This window comes from Rhodospirillales bacterium, assembly GCA_014323865.1.
Taxonomy (GTDB): domain Bacteria; phylum Pseudomonadota; class Alphaproteobacteria; order SP197; family SP197; genus SP197.
On sequence record JACONG010000007.1, the window covers coordinates 1 to 18,358 of the forward strand.

Below are 18,358 nucleotides of genomic sequence, written 5' to 3' on the forward strand. Positions count from 1 at the left end.
ATATCCCGTCATGGTGGCTTTCCCGTTACGCGGGAGGGAAGACGGGGCGACAAGACTGCCAGCTGCAGCTGAATCAATCTTGTTGAACTTGTTGATGATTCCGTTACGATAGATGAACGGTTCAACTATTTTGTTTCGAAAACCTCCAGTGTGTCGGACGACAAGGGGTTCGGGACCCTGCTGGCCAGCAAATGTGAGTTCGGACACACTGGCGAGAGTCGCGGCCTCACCGGAATCGGCACCGGAATCTGCGTTGGCGGAAACCCCTGCAATCAGAAGCACAGCTGCAACAACGCTCGACAACTTGTTCATGGCCAACCTGTTCATGGTCGATTTCTCCCTGTTCGTCGACATCCTCGACGAAAGCCGACCATATCGGGTCGAAGGGCCGGGGGTCAAGCCTCGTTGGAACTTTTTTCGCTGACCGACGCGGACACGCACGCCGTCGATATTCAGCCCCTCAGGCATCGCGTTCAATTGAGATCGCGCGGAATGACACTGTCCCAGGTCTTCGCAAAGACCCGGCGATCACCTTCGAACGCCTCGCAGTTTGCCCAGAAGAGCCAGTCGGTGGCGCTGCAGGCCAGGGTCGAGCGGGTCTCTGTACGGATATCGAGATCATGCTCGTCGCTGCCGAAGCGATGGGTCCAGTGAACCGTCATGTGCGCCGAGGCCGGGTCGTTCTCCTTGATGTCGAAGGCCTGCCAGACGCGTGATCCGAAGGTCCAGCCGGTTTCGGGATCCCGGGTCAGGCCGCTGTCGTTGACGACCGTCATGCGGGTCTGGCCGGTGGTGTCGTCGTGTTCCACCCGGCGCTGGTAGTCGGCGGGTTCGAGGGTCTCTGTCTCCCAGGGTGCCGAACTCTCCGGCGGTCCGAACTGCCGCAGGGCTCCGTCCTCGGCACGGGCATCACGAAGCGGCAGGCCAAGTGACGATCGACCGGTGCGCAGCAACACCGTCACGGGCTCCGGCGACGGCCAGAACATCGGCCATAGGCTGTTGGACAGCGCGACACGGATACGGTGGCCGGCCGGGATGTGTTGTGCAATGTCGTTGAGCTGCAGGCGAACGCGATAGGTCTTGCCCGGGATGAGAGGTTCCGGGTGCTCGTGGCTGTCGCGGTGAGTCAGGTTCAGGGCGCCGTAGCTCACCCGGGTCGAGGCACCGTCCGGAGCAACGTCGCACAGCCGGGCGATCAGGAAGGCATTGGGACGGTCGGCGCTGACCTCAAGGTCGAGCACCGGTGCGCCCATGATCTCGACCGCTTCTGTCAGCGGTTCGGTCTCGAACACAATCGAACAGCCGTCATCTTCGCGCTGGTCGGCCGGGGCATCGGGTACGAGGCCGTAGCTGAACCATTCGCCCTGGCGCTGACCCATCGTCATCGGGGTGTGGATGATGGCGTCGCCGTCGTCGCCGGATTCGGTCGAGAGTGCGCCCCTGGAGTTCAGGTGAAGCGTTCTGGTTTCGATGTTGGGCGAGGGCCACGAAGGTTCGGTGACCCAACGGCCCGGATGTTCCGCGCGCCAGGTGGCGGGCGAAACGCTCTCCTGCATCCAGACCCGGTACTCCGGTTCGTTCATGATCCCGGTGTCGATGCCCTTCAGCCACTGATCCCACCAGCGCAGTGTTTCCTGCAGGAAGCCGATGCGCGGTCCGGGTGTGGCGAAGTGGGGATACTTGTGCGCCCACGGTCCGACCAGCCCCTTTTTCGGGCACGAGAGACCGGCCAGCATGCGCGGCACGGCATTGGAGTAACCGTCGGCCCAACCGCCTACGGCATAGACGGCGGCCTCGATGTCGCCGTGGTTCTCGATCACCGAGCCGTGCTGCCATTGCGCGTCACGGCGCTGGTGATGAAGCCACTTGATTATCCAGGGATCGTTCCGTTCGAGCCGTTCCAGCCACTGCGCCCGCCAGTCGTCGACCATGGCCGGATGCGGTGGTCGGGTCTGCATGCCAAACATGGTGGCGGCCCACGACAGATTGTCGTTGATCATGACGCCGCCCATGTAGTGGATGTCGTCGGCGTAGCGATCATCGGTCGAAGCAATCGTGACGATCGCCTTCAGCTCCGGCGGCTTGCGTGCGGCGACCTGCAGGCCGTTGAAGCCACCCCACGAGATTCCGATCATGCCGATCGCGCCCGTGCACCACGGCTGGGCGGCGATCCAAGCGAGGATCTCGAGCGCATCGTCCTGCTCTCCCTCAAGGTACTCGTCCTTGAGTATGCCGTCCGACTCCCCCGATCCCCGGATGTCGACGCGGACACAGGCGTAGCCGTTGCCGGCATAGTAGGGGTGGGTCAGCTCATCGCGAGCGCGCGTGCTGTCGACCTTTCGGTAGGGCAGGTATTCCAGAATGGCGGGAACCGGGTCCTGCTCGGCGTCAGTGGGCAGCCAGATGCGTGCTGCGAGTCTGGTGCCGTCGCTCATCGGTATCCACGTGTGCTCAATGACACGAATGCGGCGCGGAAACTGCGTGACGACGTCGATATCGTTGGTTGCCATGGTGTTGTTCTCCCTGCTTGTCGCGACGCTATCGGCGTTGTCGAACGCCTGCAATCGCCTTGCGCGACCGCAGGCCTGGTATGCCGCCTCGGCAGCCTCGAGATGCCCGCAGCGCGCTTCGACGCGGCCCAGATTGAAGAGATGAGGTGCCAAGGGCGACTTCGGGGTCTTCGCCCTTGTGGCGCGAGACGGCTTCACGCAGCGGGGTCGGACGTGCCCGGTGCCCTCATCTCACTCGGCCGCGTTGGCGGGAGCGGCGATGGTCAGCGCCGCTTCGGCGACGGCGAGAACCATGGATTCAAGGGCCGTCCGTACGGCCGCCATGCCGGGTCCGCGACGCATGGTTCGTTCATGCATGTAGAGGCCGCGGTTGAGTTCGATCTGGACAGCATGGATGCCAAAATCCGGACGCCCGTAGTGCTCGGTGATGAAGCCGCCGGCGTAGGGATCGTTACGCCGCACCACAAGCCCACGGTCGCGCAGGGCCTCGGTGGCGGCAGCCGTGATCAAGCGGTCGCACGACGCACCGAAGCGGTCGCCGATCACGACATCGGCATTTTGCTGATTGCCGTCGTTGCCGGTCGAAGGCATGGAATGGCAGTCGACCAGGCAGATTGATCCGAAGGTTTCGCGCCCCTCCTTGATCAGGGCCACCAGAGTGTCGTGATAGGGCACATAGCAACGCTTGATGCGGCGTTCTGCCTCGTCGGGCGGCAGCCTGCGCCTGTAGATCTCAGCACCACCGGCGACGACCCGGGGCACCGTTCCGAGCCCGGCCTTGACGCGCGGACTGCGGCTGTTGACCCAGCGTGGCAGCGCGGAATTGAACATCTGGGGGTCGAGCTCATAGGGTTCGCGATTAGGATCGAGATAGGCGCGCGGAAACAGCGCATGAACCGAAGCGATGCCGTGGTCGGTCACGCCCTCGATCAACTCATCGACGAAGGCGTCTTCCGAGCGTCGGATCGCCAGGTCGTCGAGCCGGCTGGAGGCCAGGAAATCGGGGCTGTAGTCACGGCCGCTGTGCGGCGAGGAAACGACCGCCGGTAGGCGCCACCGGTCGGGTTTCCGGAGCACCAGGACGTCTCCGGTCCCGTTGTCGTTTGCCCGTGTCACGGCTCCGATTTAGACTACACCCGTGGACATGTCATCCCCCGGTTGGGTGGGCTGTGCGGTGGGTTTGCGGTGCCGCTGGTCGGGACGGAAATAACGCCGATGGCGCGGATTCTCTTGGCAGCACAGGACGATGCGCTTCGAGGCTATCTCGCTAGAACTCTGCTTCGTCAGGGACACACGGTTTCACCCGTGTGCAGCGGCCGTGATGCGACCCCCATCTCGTGCCCGTCGCCTTTGATATCCTGATCACCCAGGACTGCATGGACGAGATCGACGGCCCTGAGCTCGCCCGGCGGGCCGGTGCGGCCGTTCCCTGCTTGCGGGTGTTGTCCCTCAATGGCTTTCGTGTTCTGCCGCTCAAGGAGTGCGCCCGACCCGTGTTTGATGACAACGTGCTCGAGCGGCCGTTCCATCTCAACAGGCTTTCCGACGAGATCGACAACCTTCTGGTTGCGTGATACGCGGAGAACCCGCCTTTCAGGAAAAAATGTCATGAACGACAACTCCGTCTTCGCCTCGATCGAGGATGCGGTCCGCGCCATTGCCGATGGCAAGCCTGTCGTGGTTGTCGACGACGAATCGCGTGAGAACGAGGGCGATCTCATCATGGCCGCCGATCGGGCGACCCCTGAAACGATCGCGTTTTTCGTGCGTTACACCTCGGGCGTCATCTGCGCGCCGATGGAGGGCGAGCGGCTCGACGAACTCGACCTGCCGCAGATGGTGCAGCACAACACCGAGCAGCACCGCACGGCCTTCACGGTTTCTGTGGACTACCGTTATGGCACCTCGACCGGCATTTCGGCCGCAGACCGTGCCAAGACGATCCGCGCGCTCACGGGCGACGGCGGCAACCGCGATGTGCGTGCCGGCGATTTCGCCCGGCCCGGCCACATCTTCCCCTTACGGGCGCGAGAAGGCGGTGTGCTGACGCGTGCGGGCCATACGGAAGCGGCGGTCGATCTGGCGCGCATGGCGGGCTGTTATCCGGCCGGCGCGATCTGCGAGATCGTCAACGACGACGGCACGATGATGCGTCTGCCCGATCTCATCCCTTTCACGCGCGAGTATGGCCTGCATCTCATCTCGATTGCCGACCTTATTGCTTATCGCCGGCGTAACGAGAAGCTGGTCGAGTGCGTGGAGACCGCGCCCTTCCAGACCAGCCATGGCATGTTCGTGGCCCATGTCTATCGCTCCATGGTCGACGACACTGAGCACCTCGCCCTGGTCAAGGGCGATCCCCTGGCCGAGGTCGAGGGCGTTCTGGTCCGCGTGCATGCGGCAAGTGCCATCGACGATGTCTTCGGCGGCATGCGGGGGGCAGGCCGAAGCCTGATCGATCTCGCCATGGAACGGCTGGCGGCCGAGACCGTCGGCGTTCTGCTTTACCTACGCGGTACACAGGGTTGGGGCCTGGGTCTGGGACGTCGCCGCGTCTACGACCAGGACAATGCCGATCAGAACGACGTGCTGCATGGCTCGGACTGGCGTCAGTACGGCACCGGCGCACAGATTCTCTACGATCTCGGCCTGCGCGACATCCGCATCCTGACCAACAATCCGGCGCGCTACCGCGCGATCGAGGGCTACGGCCTGACGATTTCCGGCAAGGTGGCGTTCACCGAGGCAGGCCCGGCCGAGGACGCTGTCGCCGAGGGGGCCTGACGTCGTGACCACCTCACCGCGTCCGGCAATCGCGGCATTGGAGTCCTATGTCGGCGCCGAGACCACGATCCCGGGATTCGATACGCCCATCCAACTCGGCAGCAACGAACTCGGCTTTGCGCCGAGCCCTGAGGTAGCGGCAGCGATCCGGGCCACGGCCCAAGAGGGCCAAGCCTACAGCGACGTCGACCAAGTTGATCTGCGTGATGCGCTGGCCCGTTGCCATGGTCTCGATCCTGCCCGGATCCTCTGCGGTTCCGGCTCGATGGAGATCATGGCGCAGCTCGCCCAATGCTACCTGGAGCCGGGCCGCGCCATGGTCATGAGCCAGTACGGCTACCGCTTCCCCAAGACGCTGGTGGAGATCAACGGCGCCGATGTGATCTTGGCGCCCGAGCGCGATCTCACAATGGACGTCGATGCCATGCTCGCGGCCGTGACGCCCGAGACCGCGATTGTCTTTGCCGTCAATCCGAATAACCCGACGGGCACCCTGGTGCCGTTCTCCGAGATTCGTCGCTTGGCCGAGAACCTGCCGTCCAATGTCATGCTCTGGCTCGACGGGGCCTATGGCGAATTCGTCGACCGCGATGACTTCGACACCGGCGAATGTCTGATCGACGAGGGATTCAACGTCGTCACCCTGCGCACCTTTTCGAAGGTTTACGGGCTGGCCGGACTCCGCGTTGGATGGGCCTATGCGCCCGAGGATATCGTGGCGACAGTCAAAAGGATGCGGACCCTGGGCAGCATTCCGACCCAGTGCCTGGCGGGTGCGACTGCGGCGGTCGCCGACCAAGACCATGTTGCCGCCGTGCGGCGCAAGACACTCGATCTGCGCAACCGCTTCACCGATCAGCTCCGCCAGTTCGGTCTGAAGCCGGTTCCGAGCGAGGCGAGCTTCGTCCTGGTCGAGATTCCGGAGAGCCTCAGCATGGACGGCGAGGCGTTCTATCAGGCCGTGAAGGCCCGGGGCATCCTGCTGCGCCGGGTCGCCAACTTCGACCTGCCGAACCACCTGCGCATCAGTATCGGCGCACCCGACGAGATGACTACCCTCAGCGACGTTCTGGCTGACATCCTAGGATAGTCCCGCGACCGCGACGGTGCTGTTGCAAAGCGCCCGTGCTTTGGCTATCTACATCGTCTTCTCGCGAAGGATGGGCGCATAGCTCAGCGGGAGAGCACTACGTTGACATCGTAGGGGTCGCTGGTTCAATCCCAGCTGCGCCCACCATCCTTATGTCGCTGTCGGACCGGATGCCGGGACAGCAAAACAGGTCCCAGGTGCCGCCCACCACGTCGCTGCCCTCAAGGATCTCGTAGCTCTTGTCCGGGCACATGGTCTGCAGGTGCCATGCGGCACTCACGCCCGAGATGCCCGCACCGACGATGATGACATCGGCCTGTTACATAACGGCTCCGTTGTTGGCGCACATGACAATATATGAACGCAAAGAGAGCGATCAAAGTGGGATGATCATGCTGCGGTTGCGGCGATCTCTGCGGCGAATCGACGTGACTGGCGCCTGAAGCGCAGGGTCATGAGGATCGACGCACCCAGCATGGCGCTCGCCATGCCGGCCCAGATGCCGGCACCGCCCAATTTGAGTTCGAACCCGAGAACATAGGCTATCGGGAAGCCGAGCCCGGCGCTGGTCCCGACCGCGATCAGCATGGGGACTGTCGTGTCCTTCAATCCCTGTAGCGCACCGCGGGCGGCTATCTGCACGGCGTCCGCAATCATGAAGAACGCAGCGACGCTCAGAAGGACTGCGGCGAGATTGAGTGCCTCCGTGTTGGCGGCGTCGGCCGGATCGAGAATCAGACCGGCGACCGATCGGCCGGCGAACCAGAACACCATGACCGGAAGCACCGCAATCAGACCGGCGAGCGCCGTTGCGGTCCATCCGGCGCGGACGACCCCATCAGGATGGCGTGCGCCGGCGGCACGTCCCACGCGGACGGCGCCGGCCTGAGCCAGTCCAACCGGGATCATGAAGACGAACCCGTAGCACTGTCCTGTCACGGCGTGGGCGGCGAGCGCCTCGACGCCCAGTCGTCCCATCATCGACGTCGTCACGAAGTACATGCCCATCTCGGCAATCTCGATGAAGGCGATCGGTGTGCCCACCTTCACGATTTCGCCGATCACGGGCCACTTGATGCGCCAGAACCGCCCCAGCAGACGATAGCGACGGAACTTGCGATCCCGCACGATGAAAACGAGCAAGGCGGTGAACATCACCCAGTTCACGACCAGGCTTGCGATGCCCGCGCCTTCAAGGCCCATGTTGGGTGCGCCGAAGTTGCCGAACATCAACGTGTAGTCGAGCAGCGCATTAAGGCCGATGCCGCAGACGGTGATCACGAGCACCGCCCGAGGGCGTGTGTGGGCGGCGAGGAACTCGGTAAGAACGGCGAACCACAGCGAGGGCACAAGACCCCAAAGGAGCCAGCGCAGATAGGCCTGTCCGTCGTCGGCCACCTGCTGATCCTGCCCGAGGAACACGAGGATCGGGCCTGAGTACCAGGAGATGAATGACACCGGGATGGTAAGGCACACCGCGAGCCATGCCGCGTTGCGCATGGTCGGCCTGATCCCGCGAAAACGCCGGGCACCCAGATGCTGGGCCATGATCGGCGTTGCGCCGGTCAGGACGCCCATGGCGAAGGCGGTGAACACCCAATAGAACGTGCGCGCGAGTTCGCCCGCCGCGATCGCCTCGGTGCCGATCCAGCCCATCATGATGACGTCGGTCATCATGATCGCCATGTAGGAGAGATGGGTCAGCGCCAGCGGCACCGCGAGATGAACGATGGCGCGGGGCTCGCGCAACCAGAGAGACAGGGAACTCATGGAAAGTCCGATCTTGGTCGGAGGGACAAGAGGACGGCCGTCAGGGCGAGAACGGTTGCGGTGTTACCGGGATGGACTGGTGTGCCAGTCGTAACAAGCGGCTTGCCGATGCGGTCGTCAATGACCAGCGCCCGGCCTAAAGGCCAGGTCGGGTGCAGCACAGGTCGCTGCAGTCAGACGATGCCGATGAACATGCGCGCCCCTATAAGGGGAATGTCGGACCGGAGCAACGCTACGCCGCGAGATCGTGGGCGCCCGGCTGGCCAAGATGTGACCGATCGACCATCACGAGCCGGCCCAAGTTTGGTTGCATCGTGATCGCTGGAAGGTTCTGGAGGATTCTGTGACGGGACAAGAACGATGCCGACCCCTGGTGGGCTGCCGATGTCGCCGCCACGATCGGCTCTTACAACGCTGTCGTGAAGGTTGCGGATGCTGCTGGCATTGAGCTGGAGCCGGCGACGGCCGAGATGACCGTCGACATCCGTGCCGATCTGGGGCTCGTCGATGCCAAAGAGTGATCTCTGCGAACGGCTTGAGAGCGATGGGGCTCTGGTTGACGACTGGATCGCCTACACGTCAGGCCACAAGGGGAAGAGCGCTGCCTACGAACGGATGGAGTTGCTCGTCCGCGAGCAGTCCTGGGTCGCGCTGGGGCCATCTGCGCAACCGCCGAACGCACAGACGATGTGCGCCTTCTTGCCAGTCTTGACGTCGGGCCTCTTGAAGACCTGCTCAATCATCATGGAATCGACCTGATCGACTGCATCGAACAACTTGCGTGTTGCGATCGGCAGTTTTGTCAGACTCTTAACGGTGTCTGGCGCAATGGCATCAACGAGGCGGTTTGAGCCCGAATCATAGTGTTTCGAAAGCCGCCGGACCGAGTGCGGACCCATGGTTCGCATGAACAACCATATGGCCCCGCGCATCGCTAGTGGCCTCGCCGAACGCGCCCCCTATGCCTCCTGACCTCACTTGATTGTGCCATCAATGACTGAGCCTTCCATCTAACCTGTCACCCCGGACAAGGGCCGTAGGCCCACCGATCCGGGAGCCTGGGCCACACCGATGTCTCGTAACGGGATCGCGGCTCTCTCGTTGGTCGGCCGGGATGCACTCAGGAATTGGTTCACACTGCCGGGCGCATGGTGTCGCGCGGCAGCACGATGTTGAAGGCATCGCGTATGGCCTGGTCGACCTCTTCCGTAATGTGCGCGGGGAAGTGCTCCGACAGAAGCGCCTTCTTGCGACTGATGGCGTTCTCGATCAGGTCGGGCTTGTCCTTCTCGAGCCACTCCTTGGGACTGCTGCGGTCGCCGAGCGTCGGATAGACGTACTCGGTCTGCATCAGGCTCAGCGTCTGGCCTGCGCCGAGGTAGTGGCCGGGGCCACCCATGCAGACCTCCTTCATGGTCTCAAGCGCCATGGTGTCGTCGCTGACCTCAATGCCGCGCACACAGCGCATACAGGCTGCGATCACGTCGTTGTCGACGAAGAGTGCTTCAAGGCAGTGGCTTAGCAACGAGGCGTGCATGCCGACGCTCTCGTAGATCATGTTAAGACCCGAGAGACCGGCCATGACGTTCGCCATGCCGCGCTCGAACCCGGCCTGCATGTCCATCTCCTTGGAATCGGACATCGCGCAGGCCGATCCGCCGGGCAGGTCGTAGTAGCGCGCCATCTGGCCGCAGGCCGCCGTCAGCAGGCCCTGTTCAGGCGAGCCGCCCGACATTGCACCGGTGCGCAGGTCGGAGACGAAGGGCCAGGTCCCGAAGATCGCGGGATGCCCGGGTGCCATGGCGTTGACGTAAACCACGCCCGCGAGACACTCGGCAACCGCCTGGACAACCGCGCCGGCGAGCGGGGCAGGAGCCGTTGCACCCGCCTGGCCTGCCGACAGCAGCAGGATCGGCATGCCGCCCCGAATCAGGGTCTCCATCACCAGGCAGCTTTCGGTCGCGAACTTCATCGGCGGCACGACGAAGCAGTTCGAGTTCGAGACGAAGGGCCGTTCGCGCCAGGCTTTCTCGGAGCCCGCCACCATGTGGAGCATCTCGAGCCCCCGGGCCGCGTTCTTCCACTCGGTGAACGAGGTGCCGACATGCTTGGTTGTGCCCGATACGCAGGCGTAGAGCGTGTTGAGGTCCATGTCGGTGGGATCAGGCGTATCGCGCGGGGTTAGCGTGCGCTGGAAGAAGTGGATGTTGTCGAGGCTGTCGACCACACGGGCAGAGTTATAGAGGTCCTCGACCGTCGGTTCGCGGTTCTCGCGGGTTTCGGGATCGTAGACGAACACCGCCGCGCCGGCCGATCCGAAGTGGACGCGGTAGCCGCCGGGCTGGATGTCGTACTGCGGGTCCTGGCCGTGCAGCGTGATGTCACGTGCGGCCTTGGCCACCATGTCCTCAACCAGCGCGTGAGGGAATCGGATGCGGCCGTCGGCGCCCTGTATGGCACCCGCACCCGTCAGGATCTCGACGCCGCTGTCGGGTGCGTCGGCTAGGCCGACCTCCTCGAGCGCCTGGAGCGCCGTGGCGTGGATCTTGTCTTGGTCGATGGCGGCCAGCGGCTTGTACCAGCCGCCTTCCATACCCGGACGCACAGGCCGCATGTTCTCCGGCAACGGTGCGGCACGGGCCGCCTTGCGGGCGGCGCGGCCCCCAGGACGGCGGCTGCGGGGGACGCTATTGTCGGAAACGCTGGTGTCGGTCATGGTCTGTTTCCTTCCGATCTGACCGTGTCAACGAAACTCAAAAACTACATCCGGACTCGTTCAGCCTTGGGATCATACATCGGCTTGAGCGAAGCTTCCGCAGCCATGCGCACGCCGGCGATTTCGACCTCCCAGGACGAGCTGGTGATGTCTTCGTCCTTCTCGCCGGGTTCGACCGGGACATAACCCATGCCGATCGCGCCGCCGAGGAAGTGGCCGTAGTTGCCCGAGGTCAGATGGCTGACGATCTTGCCGTCCCTGACCAGGGGCTCGTTGTGATAGACGAGTGGCTCCGGGTCCTTGAGCTTGAACTGCACCATGCGGCGCTTCAGGCCTTCTTCCTTCTTCCGCATCACGGCGTCGCGGCCGATGAAGTCCGGCTTCTGCACGCGCACGGCGAAGCCCAAGCCTGCCTCAAGGACGTGATCCTCGTCGGTGATGTCGTGGCCGAAGTGACGAAAGGCTTTCTCGATCCGGCAGCTGTCGAGCACGTGCAGACCGGCGAGCTTGAGGCCGTGGGCGGCACCGGCTTCCTCGAGCACCTCGAAAACATGGGCCGTCAGGTCGGTGCTGGGGTAGAGCTCCCAGCCGAGTTCGCCGACGTAGCTCACGCGATGGGCGCGACAGACGCCATAGCCAATCTCGATCTCGCGCATGGTCCCGAAGGGGTGCTCCTCGTTGGAAAGGTCGGCGGGCGAGGTGGCGCTGAGCACGTCTCGCGCCTTGGGACCCATCAGACAGAGCACGGATTCGGCGGCCGTCACGTCGGTATAGACGATATGGGCGTCGTCCGGCGTGTGGCGCTTGAGCCAGACCATGTCGCGCACCAGCGAGGCACCGGGCACCACGATCAGGTATTCGGTCTCCGAAAGCCGGGTAACCGTGCAGTCACTCTCAATGCCGCCCCGACTGTTGAGGAACTGGGTGTAGATCAGCTTGCCCGCCTCGACATCTACGTCGTTGGCGCAGATCCGGTTGAGCACGGATGTGGCGTCGCGGCCCTCCGCTCGGATCTTGCCGAACGACGTCATGTCGAACAGGCCGACGCCTTCGCGCACGGCCATGTGTTCCTGGGCGGCGTACTCGAACCAGTTCTGGCGCTTCCAGGAGTACTCGTACTTCGCCTCGACTCCCTCGGGCGCGAACCAGTTGGCACGCTCCCAGCCGGCGGTGACACCGAAGCAAGCACCACGCGCCTTGAGATGCTCGTGGAGCGGCGAACGGCGCACGCCACGCGCCGTCTCAGGCTGGCGGTAGGGGAAGTGGTCGGCATACAGCAGGCCGAGCGACTCGCTGACCCGCTCCTTGAGATAGTGCCGGCTCTTCTGGAACGGCTGGACCCGGCGGATGTCGATGTTCCACAGGTCGAACGGCGGCTCGCCGTCGTTCATCCACTGGGCCAGCGCCATGCCTGCGCCGCCCGACGATACGATGCCGATCGAGTTGTACCCGCATGCCATGAAGTAGTTCTGCAGCTCCGGCGCCTCACCCAGGTAGTAGCTGTCGTCAGGCGTGAAGCTCTCGGGTCCGTTGAACCAGGTGCGGATGCCCGCTTCACCCAGCATCGGCATGCGGTTGATGGCCTTTTCCAGCACCGGCATGAAGTGCTCAATGTCCTCGGGCAGCTGGTCGAAGCAGAAGTCCTCAGCGATACCGTTCATGCCCCAGGGCTTGGCGTTGGGCTCGAAGGCGCCGAGCATCATCTTGCCCGCGTCCTCCTTGTAGTAGGCCCATTCCTCGGGTACGCGCAGCACCGGCACTTGGCTCAGACCCTCGATCGGCTCGGTGACGATGTAGAAGTGCTCGCAGGCGTGCAGGGGGATGTTGACGCCCGACATGGCGCCGAGTTCACGCGCCCACATGCCAGCGCAGTTGACCACAAACTCGCTCTCGATCGTGCCTTCGGTGCCGTCGTCGCCCTTCCACGCGACTCCGGTCACCTTCTTGCCGTCGTCGTGCACGGCCGTGACCTTCACATTCTCGACGATCTTCACGCCATTCTGGCGCGCACCCTTGGCGAGCGCCTGGGCGATGTTGGCGGGATCGCACTGGCCGTCGAGCGGCAGATGGACGGCGCCGACAAGATCGTCGGTGTTGAGGTGCGGGTAGAGTTCCTTGACCTCGGAAGCGGTGACCTCGTTGACGTCGACACCGAAGGCGCGGGCCAGAGAGGCGGTGCGGTAGATCTCCTCCTTGCGCTCCTCGGAGAGCGCCACGGTGATCGAGCCGTTCTGCTTCATGCCCGTGGCGATGCCGGTCTCTTCCTCGAGCCTGGTGTAGAGATCGGCCGAGTACTTCGCGAGTCGGGTCATGTTCTGGCCGTTGCGCAGCTGGCCGACGAGACCGGCGGCATGCCAAGTGGTGCCACAGGTGAGCTGCTTGCGTTCGAGCAGGATCACGTCGGTCCAGCCGAGCTTGGCCAGGTGATAGGCGACCGAGGCGCCGGAGACACCGCCGCCGATGATGACCGCGCGGGCCTTGCTTGCAATCTTGGGCATCGGTCTAGCTCCGGAGGCTTTCGTTGTCGGGGTCGAACAGCGGTTGGTCTGGCTGTACGGTTGCCGGGTAGCGCTCGCCATACATCTCAATCTCGAGCTCCGTGCCCGGCTCGGCCAAGTCGGCGCGCACCATGCCGAGCGCGATCGACTTGTCGATCCGGTGGCCCCATCCGCCCGAGGTGGTCTCGCCGACCATGTCCTCGCCCTTCCACACCGTCGACATGTAGGGCGCGTCGTAGTCGCCGGCTTCGACGATCATGGTGGCGAAGCGCTTCTTCACACCCTGCTGGCGTTCGTTCTCCAGCGCCGCCTTGCCCTTGAAGCTCTCTTTATCCCACTTCACGAAACGCTCCAGGCCGCCCTGCAGGATCGTGTAGTCGGTCGAGAGATCGCCTTTCCAGGAGCGGTAACCTTTCTCAAGTCGCAGGCTGTTCAGCGCGAACATACCGAACGGCTTGAGGCCGTGGTTCTTGCCGGCCTCTATCAGTGCGCCATAGACCTTCGACGTATCGGCTGACTGACTGTGGATCTCCCAGCCCAGTGCACCAGCATAGGAGACACGCAGAAGCAGCACCTCGCAGCCCGCGATGGTCGCATTCTGCCAGGTCAGCCACGGCATTGAGACATCAGCGTCGCTGATCTCTGCGAAGAGTGCGCGAGCGTTCGGGCCCGAGACGATCTGTGTGCAGCGCTGGCCGGTCTGGTTCTCCAGCGTGATACCGGAGCTCTCCGGAATGTGCCGCTCGAGCCAGTCGCGGTCGTGCCACTGGGCGGCACCCGCACTGATCAGGTACATCTCGTCCTCGCCCAAGCGAATGATCGAGAGCTCGGTGATGATCCGGCCCGCGTCGTCGGCGAAGTAGCCAAGACCGATACGGCCGATCTTCGGAATGCCGCCGGTGATCATGCCGCGCAGCCAGTCCTTGGCACCCTCACCCTTGAGGTGGAACCAGGAGAAGCCGGGCAGGTCGAGCACGCCAACAGCGTCCCGCACGGCGAGGCACTCCTCGCGGATGCGCTGGTACCAGGGGCCTGCGCGGCTCCAGGTCTGGGTCGACTCTTCACTGATGTCGTCGCCATCCTGCGCGAACCAGTTGGCGCGCTCCCAGCCGCTGTAGGCGCCCATCTGACCGCCCATGCCTGTGATCTGGTCGTGGACCGGCGAGACCCGCTTGTCGCGGCCGGCGGGCCATGCATGTGCGGGGAAGTGCATGGCGTATTCGTGGCTGTAGACCTCCATCGCCTTGGCGATCGCGTGGTTGCGGTCGGCGTAGTCGGTGAAGCGGCGGGGGTCGCACGACCACATGTCCCACTCGGTCGCACCTTCGATGACCCATTCGGCCAGTACCTTGCCCGCACCGCCGGCCTGGGCGATGCCGAAGGTGAAGACGCAGGCCTCGAAGGCGTCGGGCACGCCGGGCATCGGGCCGATCAGCGGATTACCGTCGGGCGCATAGGGAATCGGGCCGTTGATCACCCGGCTCACGCCGCCGGTCGCGAGCAGTGGCACACGGGCCATGGCGTCTTCGATGTACCACTCCAGCCGCTCCAGATCGTCGGGATAGAGCTGGAACGAGAAGTCGTCGGGCATGGGATCGTCGCCCGTCACCCAGTGCGCCTTGCAGTTGCGCTCGTAGGGGCCGAGGTTCAGGCCGAACTTCTCCTGGCGCAGGTAGTAGCTGCTGTCGACGTCGCGCAGCAGCGGAAGCTTCTTGCCGGTCTTGGCGGAGTAGGCCTCGAGCTCGGGGATCTGTTCGGTCAGCATGTACTGGTGCGACATGGAAACACAGGGCACGTCGCGGCCGAACATCGCGCCGACCTCACCTGCGCGGTAGCCCGCGGCATTCACGACATACTGGCAGCGGACGTCGCCGTGGGGCGTTTCGATGACCCACTCGCCGCCGTCGCGGCGTACGCCCGAAACCGGGCAGAAGCGCACGATCTTCGCACCAAGGTCGCGGGCGCCCTTGGCCAGCGCCTGCGTGAGCTGCGCGGGATCGATGTCGCCGTCGTAGGGGTCATACAGCCCGCCTTCGAGGTCGTGGGTCTTCAGGAATGGACAGAGCTCCATGAGCTCATCGTTCGTGCACATCTTCACGTTCATGTTCTGGTAGCGGCCCATGCTGCAGACGCGCTCGAACTCGAGCATGCGGTTCCGGGAATGCGCCAGCCGGATCGAGCCGGTGACGTGATAGTTCATCGGATAGTCGACCGCGTCGGCCAGACCGCGGTAGAGCTCGGTCGAATAGCGCTGCATGTTCATGACCGACCAGCTCGCCGAGAAGGTCGGGACATTGCCGGCGGCGTGCCATGTCGAACCCGAGGTCAGCTCGTTCTTTTCGAGCAGCAGGCAATCGGTCCAGCCTGCCTTGGCGAGGTGGTAGAGGCTGGAGGCGCCTACCGCGCCGCCGCCGATGATCACGACCCGTGCCGTGCTGGGGAGATCAACCATGTCCTGTCCTCCTTCGACGCCGTCCCTAGTAAACAGGCGGCGAGACAATCCAGATCACAACGGCCTCATCTGCACCGGCGTTGCGCCAGCGGTAAGGCTCTTCTCGAAAACGAAAGCTGTCGCCGGCTTCGAGCCGGAACCAGGTGCCGGAAATCTCCAGGTCGAGCGTGCCGGCGATAATGTAGCCGGCTTCCTCGGTCATGCGGGTCACCGGCTCTGCCAGCCGGGCACCCGGGGCGAAGACCGAACGCACGACCTCGTAGCTGCCGGTTAGGTCGGGCGAGAGCAGCTCCTCGACCAGGCCTTCCTCACTGTTGCCGAGCGGTCGTCGGGCGCTGGCGCGGACCACACGGCCACGTTCGTCGGCTGGTGCATCGTCGTTGTGGAAGAAAAACCCGATCGGCAGGCCGAAGAACTCCGAGGCATGGCGCAGGTCGCGGATGGCGGGTTCGTTGACGCCACGCTCGACCTGACTGAGCCAACCGACGGAACGACCGAGGGTGAGCGCCAGTTCGGCGATCGTCAGCCCGCGTGCCTTGCGCAGGGCGCGAAGCTCCGCGCCGACGCCTGGGACATCGGGTGACTCGGGCAGGGGGTGATCGGAAACAACACCAACGGCCATAGGCGACCATCTTCGCTAAAATGAATGTTTGATCCTGATTATTCACTTTTCTGACTTTCAAGCAACAAAAATTCATCCCATATCGAGTGATTCTGTGGTGATTTCCGCCCCCGCGCCGCGCCGTGATGCTCTAGAGTACACGCGTGCCCACAACCGGTAACGTGCCATGACCGCCGCTTCAGACGGCGCGCGGCGGCGTTCTGACCTCAATTTCGACGGCCGCTACAAGATCGACGTGTCCAAGGTCGACACGAGCGTCCTGTGGCGCATAACGCAGATGGCTTTCCAGAACCGCTGGCGCATGGCGATCGCGATCACCGCCGCCGTGGCGGCCGGTGTGTTCCAGCTCTTCGTGCCCCAGTTTCTCGGTCGCGCGGTCGACGAGGCGCAGGGGCTCCTGACAACGGCGGCCTCTACAGCCGGCTCTACCACATGAACTACGCCAGCTTCGACGACATCCCCGAGGAGGAGATCGCGAAGCTCACCAAGACGGACGGCGAGACCTGACCGGTCGCCGTCCCATCAGGTTTGCCGGCCTGACCTCGACATAGGTGTGCGTTAGACTGGCGAACGAACAAGGAGGCAGGTCGATGTCTGCAGCACTCCATGATGTCGTCATCAGCGCCGACTCCCATGTCGGCGAACCCGATGCCATCAGGCCCTATTTCCCCAAGGATATGCGCGACAAGCTGCCGGAGTTCCGGCAGGGTGACGACGGCCATTTCCGCATCTATGTCGACGGTGTCGAACGCGAGGGCGCGCTCAAGAAGGCGTGCAACGAGGTCGACCTGATGAAGGAGTTCCGGCTTGACCCAGCGCTCGGAACCGACATCGATCGGCTCTATCGCGACATGGCCCTGGAGGGCGTCGATGCCTCGGTGATCTTTCCAAACATCGGACTGGCCTGCTCCCGCGGCAACGACGATGCAGCCTACTATCATGCGTGGGCGAGGGCCCATAACGACTTCGTCTGGGATGTATTCGGCCCGGTGCACCATCGGCTGAAGCCCGCTGCGATGCTCGCGGTCGATGACATCGACGAGATGCTCAAGGAGGCGCGACGTTCCCTCGACCGCGGCTTCTGCACGCTCTTCGTGCCGGCCAATGTTCCCTGGCTGCCCTATCGCGCGAAAGAGTACGAGCCGCTCTGGGAGATGGCCGAAGAGGCGGGTATCCCGATCACCTTTCATATCTTCAGTGGCAACCTGGCATTCGACGCCGATTTCATCGATCTCGGTGCGATGAACGACGAACGCATTGCCGCCTACCGGACGTACGTTGAGAACGACGACGAGGAATACGAACACCTCAACGCGACGGTGACCGGGATGCTGGCAGGCATGTCGCCCATCGTGGAACTGACCGGCTCCGGCATCCTGGAGCGCCACCCGAACCTGAAGATGGTCGTCACGGAATGTGAGTGCGGTTGGCTGGCCTGGGTGCTGCACGCCATGGATCAGATGCAGCGCCAGCGTCATCTCGGCATGAAGCCCCTGAAATTAAAGCCCAGCGAATATTTTCTGCGCCAGGGTGCGATCACGATCACTGACGATCCCATCGCGCTTCACAACGTGCCCTTCACCGGCACGGACGTCCTGCTGTGGGGCAACGACTACCCCCACGACGAGGGCTCGTTCCCCGAGAGCGCGAAGCACATCCAGACGATCCGCGACACGCTGACGCCCGAACAGGCGCATCACGTGCTCTGCGGCAATGCCGCTCGGCTCTACGGGTTCGACCTTGATCAGTTACAGGTGACCCGCGACGAGGTCACCAGACACGCGGTATAAGGCGACTCGCCCTACATTTCTTCCGCCATGCCACAGGTTGACCGGAACATCCATTATCCACACTCGTCAACGGTTCGTTCGGCCGTCGATGGATAGCCCGGTCAAGCCGGGCTATGACGGAGCAGG

The 18,358-nt window shown here is 63.7% G+C and carries 14 protein-coding genes and 1 tRNA gene; 7 read left to right on the forward strand and 8 right to left on the reverse strand.

Features of this window, described 5'->3' with window-relative positions; all coding sequences use genetic code 11:
• Positions 1–473: 473 nt before the first annotated feature.
• Both GDA49_03625 and GDA49_03630 read right to left on the reverse strand, forming a co-directional pair.
• The gene (locus GDA49_03625) at positions 474–2,495 is read right to left on the reverse strand and encodes a CocE/NonD family hydrolase (protein MBC6439499.1); all 2,022 of its coding nucleotides are present in this window, start codon (positions 2,493–2,495) and stop codon (positions 474–476) included.
• A 246-nt stretch (positions 2,496–2,741) separates the two neighbouring features.
• Positions 2,742–3,626, reverse strand: coding sequence for an N-formylglutamate amidohydrolase (locus tag GDA49_03630; GenBank protein MBC6439500.1), 885 nt, complete (start codon positions 3,624–3,626; stop codon positions 2,742–2,744).
• 221 nt (positions 3,627–3,847) lie between these two features.
• On the opposite strand from GDA49_03630, the gene GDA49_03635 reads away from it, so the two are divergent.
• The 4 genes from GDA49_03635 to GDA49_03650 all read left to right on the forward strand — a co-directional run bounded on the left by GDA49_03635 (position 3,848) and on the right by GDA49_03650 (position 6,531).
• Positions 3,848–4,084: a hypothetical protein gene (locus GDA49_03635; GenBank protein ID MBC6439501.1), complete on the forward strand. Its 237-nt coding sequence runs from the start codon at positions 3,848–3,850 to the stop codon at positions 4,082–4,084.
• A 34-nt stretch (positions 4,085–4,118) separates the two neighbouring features.
• Positions 4,119–5,294: a 3,4-dihydroxy-2-butanone-4-phosphate synthase gene (gene ribB, locus GDA49_03640; GenBank protein MBC6439502.1), complete on the forward strand. Its 1,176-nt coding sequence runs from the start codon at positions 4,119–4,121 to the stop codon at positions 5,292–5,294.
• A 4-nt stretch (positions 5,295–5,298) separates the two neighbouring features.
• Positions 5,299–6,384 carry an aminotransferase class I/II-fold pyridoxal phosphate-dependent enzyme gene (locus tag GDA49_03645; GenBank protein MBC6439503.1) on the forward strand — a complete coding sequence of 362 codons (1,086 nt, stop codon included), beginning with the start codon at positions 5,299–5,301 and terminating at the stop codon, positions 6,382–6,384.
• Between the two features lie 72 nt (positions 6,385–6,456).
• Positions 6,457–6,531 (forward strand) — tRNA-Val (locus GDA49_03650).
• On the opposite strand, the gene GDA49_03655 is transcribed toward GDA49_03650, so the two are convergent.
• Both GDA49_03655 and GDA49_03660 read right to left on the reverse strand, forming a co-directional pair.
• Positions 6,482–6,691: an NAD(P)-binding protein gene (locus GDA49_03655; GenBank protein ID MBC6439504.1), complete on the reverse strand. Its 210-nt coding sequence runs from the start codon at positions 6,689–6,691 to the stop codon at positions 6,482–6,484. The two genes, GDA49_03650 and GDA49_03655, sit on opposite strands and share 50 nt — an antisense overlap.
• 83 nt (positions 6,692–6,774) lie before the next feature.
• Positions 6,775–8,154 (reverse strand): MATE family efflux transporter, encoded by a 1,380-nt coding sequence (locus GDA49_03660; protein ID MBC6439505.1) that lies wholly within the window; start codon positions 8,152–8,154, stop codon positions 6,775–6,777.
• A 507-nt stretch (positions 8,155–8,661) separates the two neighbouring features.
• On the opposite strand from GDA49_03660, the gene GDA49_03665 reads away from it, so the two are divergent.
• Positions 8,662–8,913, forward strand: coding sequence for a hypothetical protein (locus GDA49_03665; protein ID MBC6439506.1), 252 nt, complete (start codon positions 8,662–8,664; stop codon positions 8,911–8,913).
• A 373-nt stretch (positions 8,914–9,286) separates the two neighbouring features.
• Here the strand turns inward: GDA49_03665 and GDA49_03670 are convergent, their stop codons facing one another.
• The 4 genes from GDA49_03670 to GDA49_03685 are packed head-to-tail and all read right to left on the reverse strand — an operon-like array spanning position 9,287 to position 16,442.
• Complete coding sequence (locus tag GDA49_03670) at positions 9,287–10,870, reverse strand: trimethylamine methyltransferase family protein (protein MBC6439507.1); 1,584 nt, start codon at positions 10,868–10,870, stop codon at positions 9,287–9,289.
• A gap of 44 nt (positions 10,871–10,914) precedes the next feature.
• Entirely contained in the window at positions 10,915–13,368 is a 2,454-nt protein-coding gene (locus tag GDA49_03675) for a GcvT family protein (protein ID MBC6439508.1), read from the reverse strand.
• Positions 13,369–13,372: 4 nt separating this feature from the next.
• Positions 13,373–15,820, reverse strand: a complete 2,448-nt coding sequence (locus GDA49_03680) for an FAD-dependent oxidoreductase (GenBank protein ID MBC6439509.1) — start codon at positions 15,818–15,820, stop codon at positions 13,373–13,375.
• Between the two features lie 25 nt (positions 15,821–15,845).
• Positions 15,846–16,442 carry a helix-turn-helix transcriptional regulator gene (locus GDA49_03685; GenBank protein ID MBC6439510.1) on the reverse strand — a complete coding sequence of 199 codons (597 nt, stop codon included), beginning with the start codon at positions 16,440–16,442 and terminating at the stop codon, positions 15,846–15,848.
• 166 nt (positions 16,443–16,608) lie between these two features.
• Here GDA49_03685 and GDA49_03690 point away from each other — a divergent pair, with 166 nt between their 5' ends.
• Together GDA49_03690 and GDA49_03695 are read left to right on the forward strand one after the other, a co-directional pair.
• Positions 16,609–16,878, forward strand: a complete 270-nt coding sequence (locus tag GDA49_03690) for a hypothetical protein (GenBank protein ID MBC6439511.1) — start codon at positions 16,609–16,611, stop codon at positions 16,876–16,878.
• 154 nt (positions 16,879–17,032) lie between these two features.
• A complete protein-coding gene (locus tag GDA49_03695; GenBank protein ID MBC6439512.1) occupies positions 17,033–18,232 on the forward strand; it encodes an amidohydrolase family protein in 1,200 nt (399 codons plus the stop codon).
• The last annotated feature ends 126 nt before the right edge of the window (positions 18,233–18,358 follow it).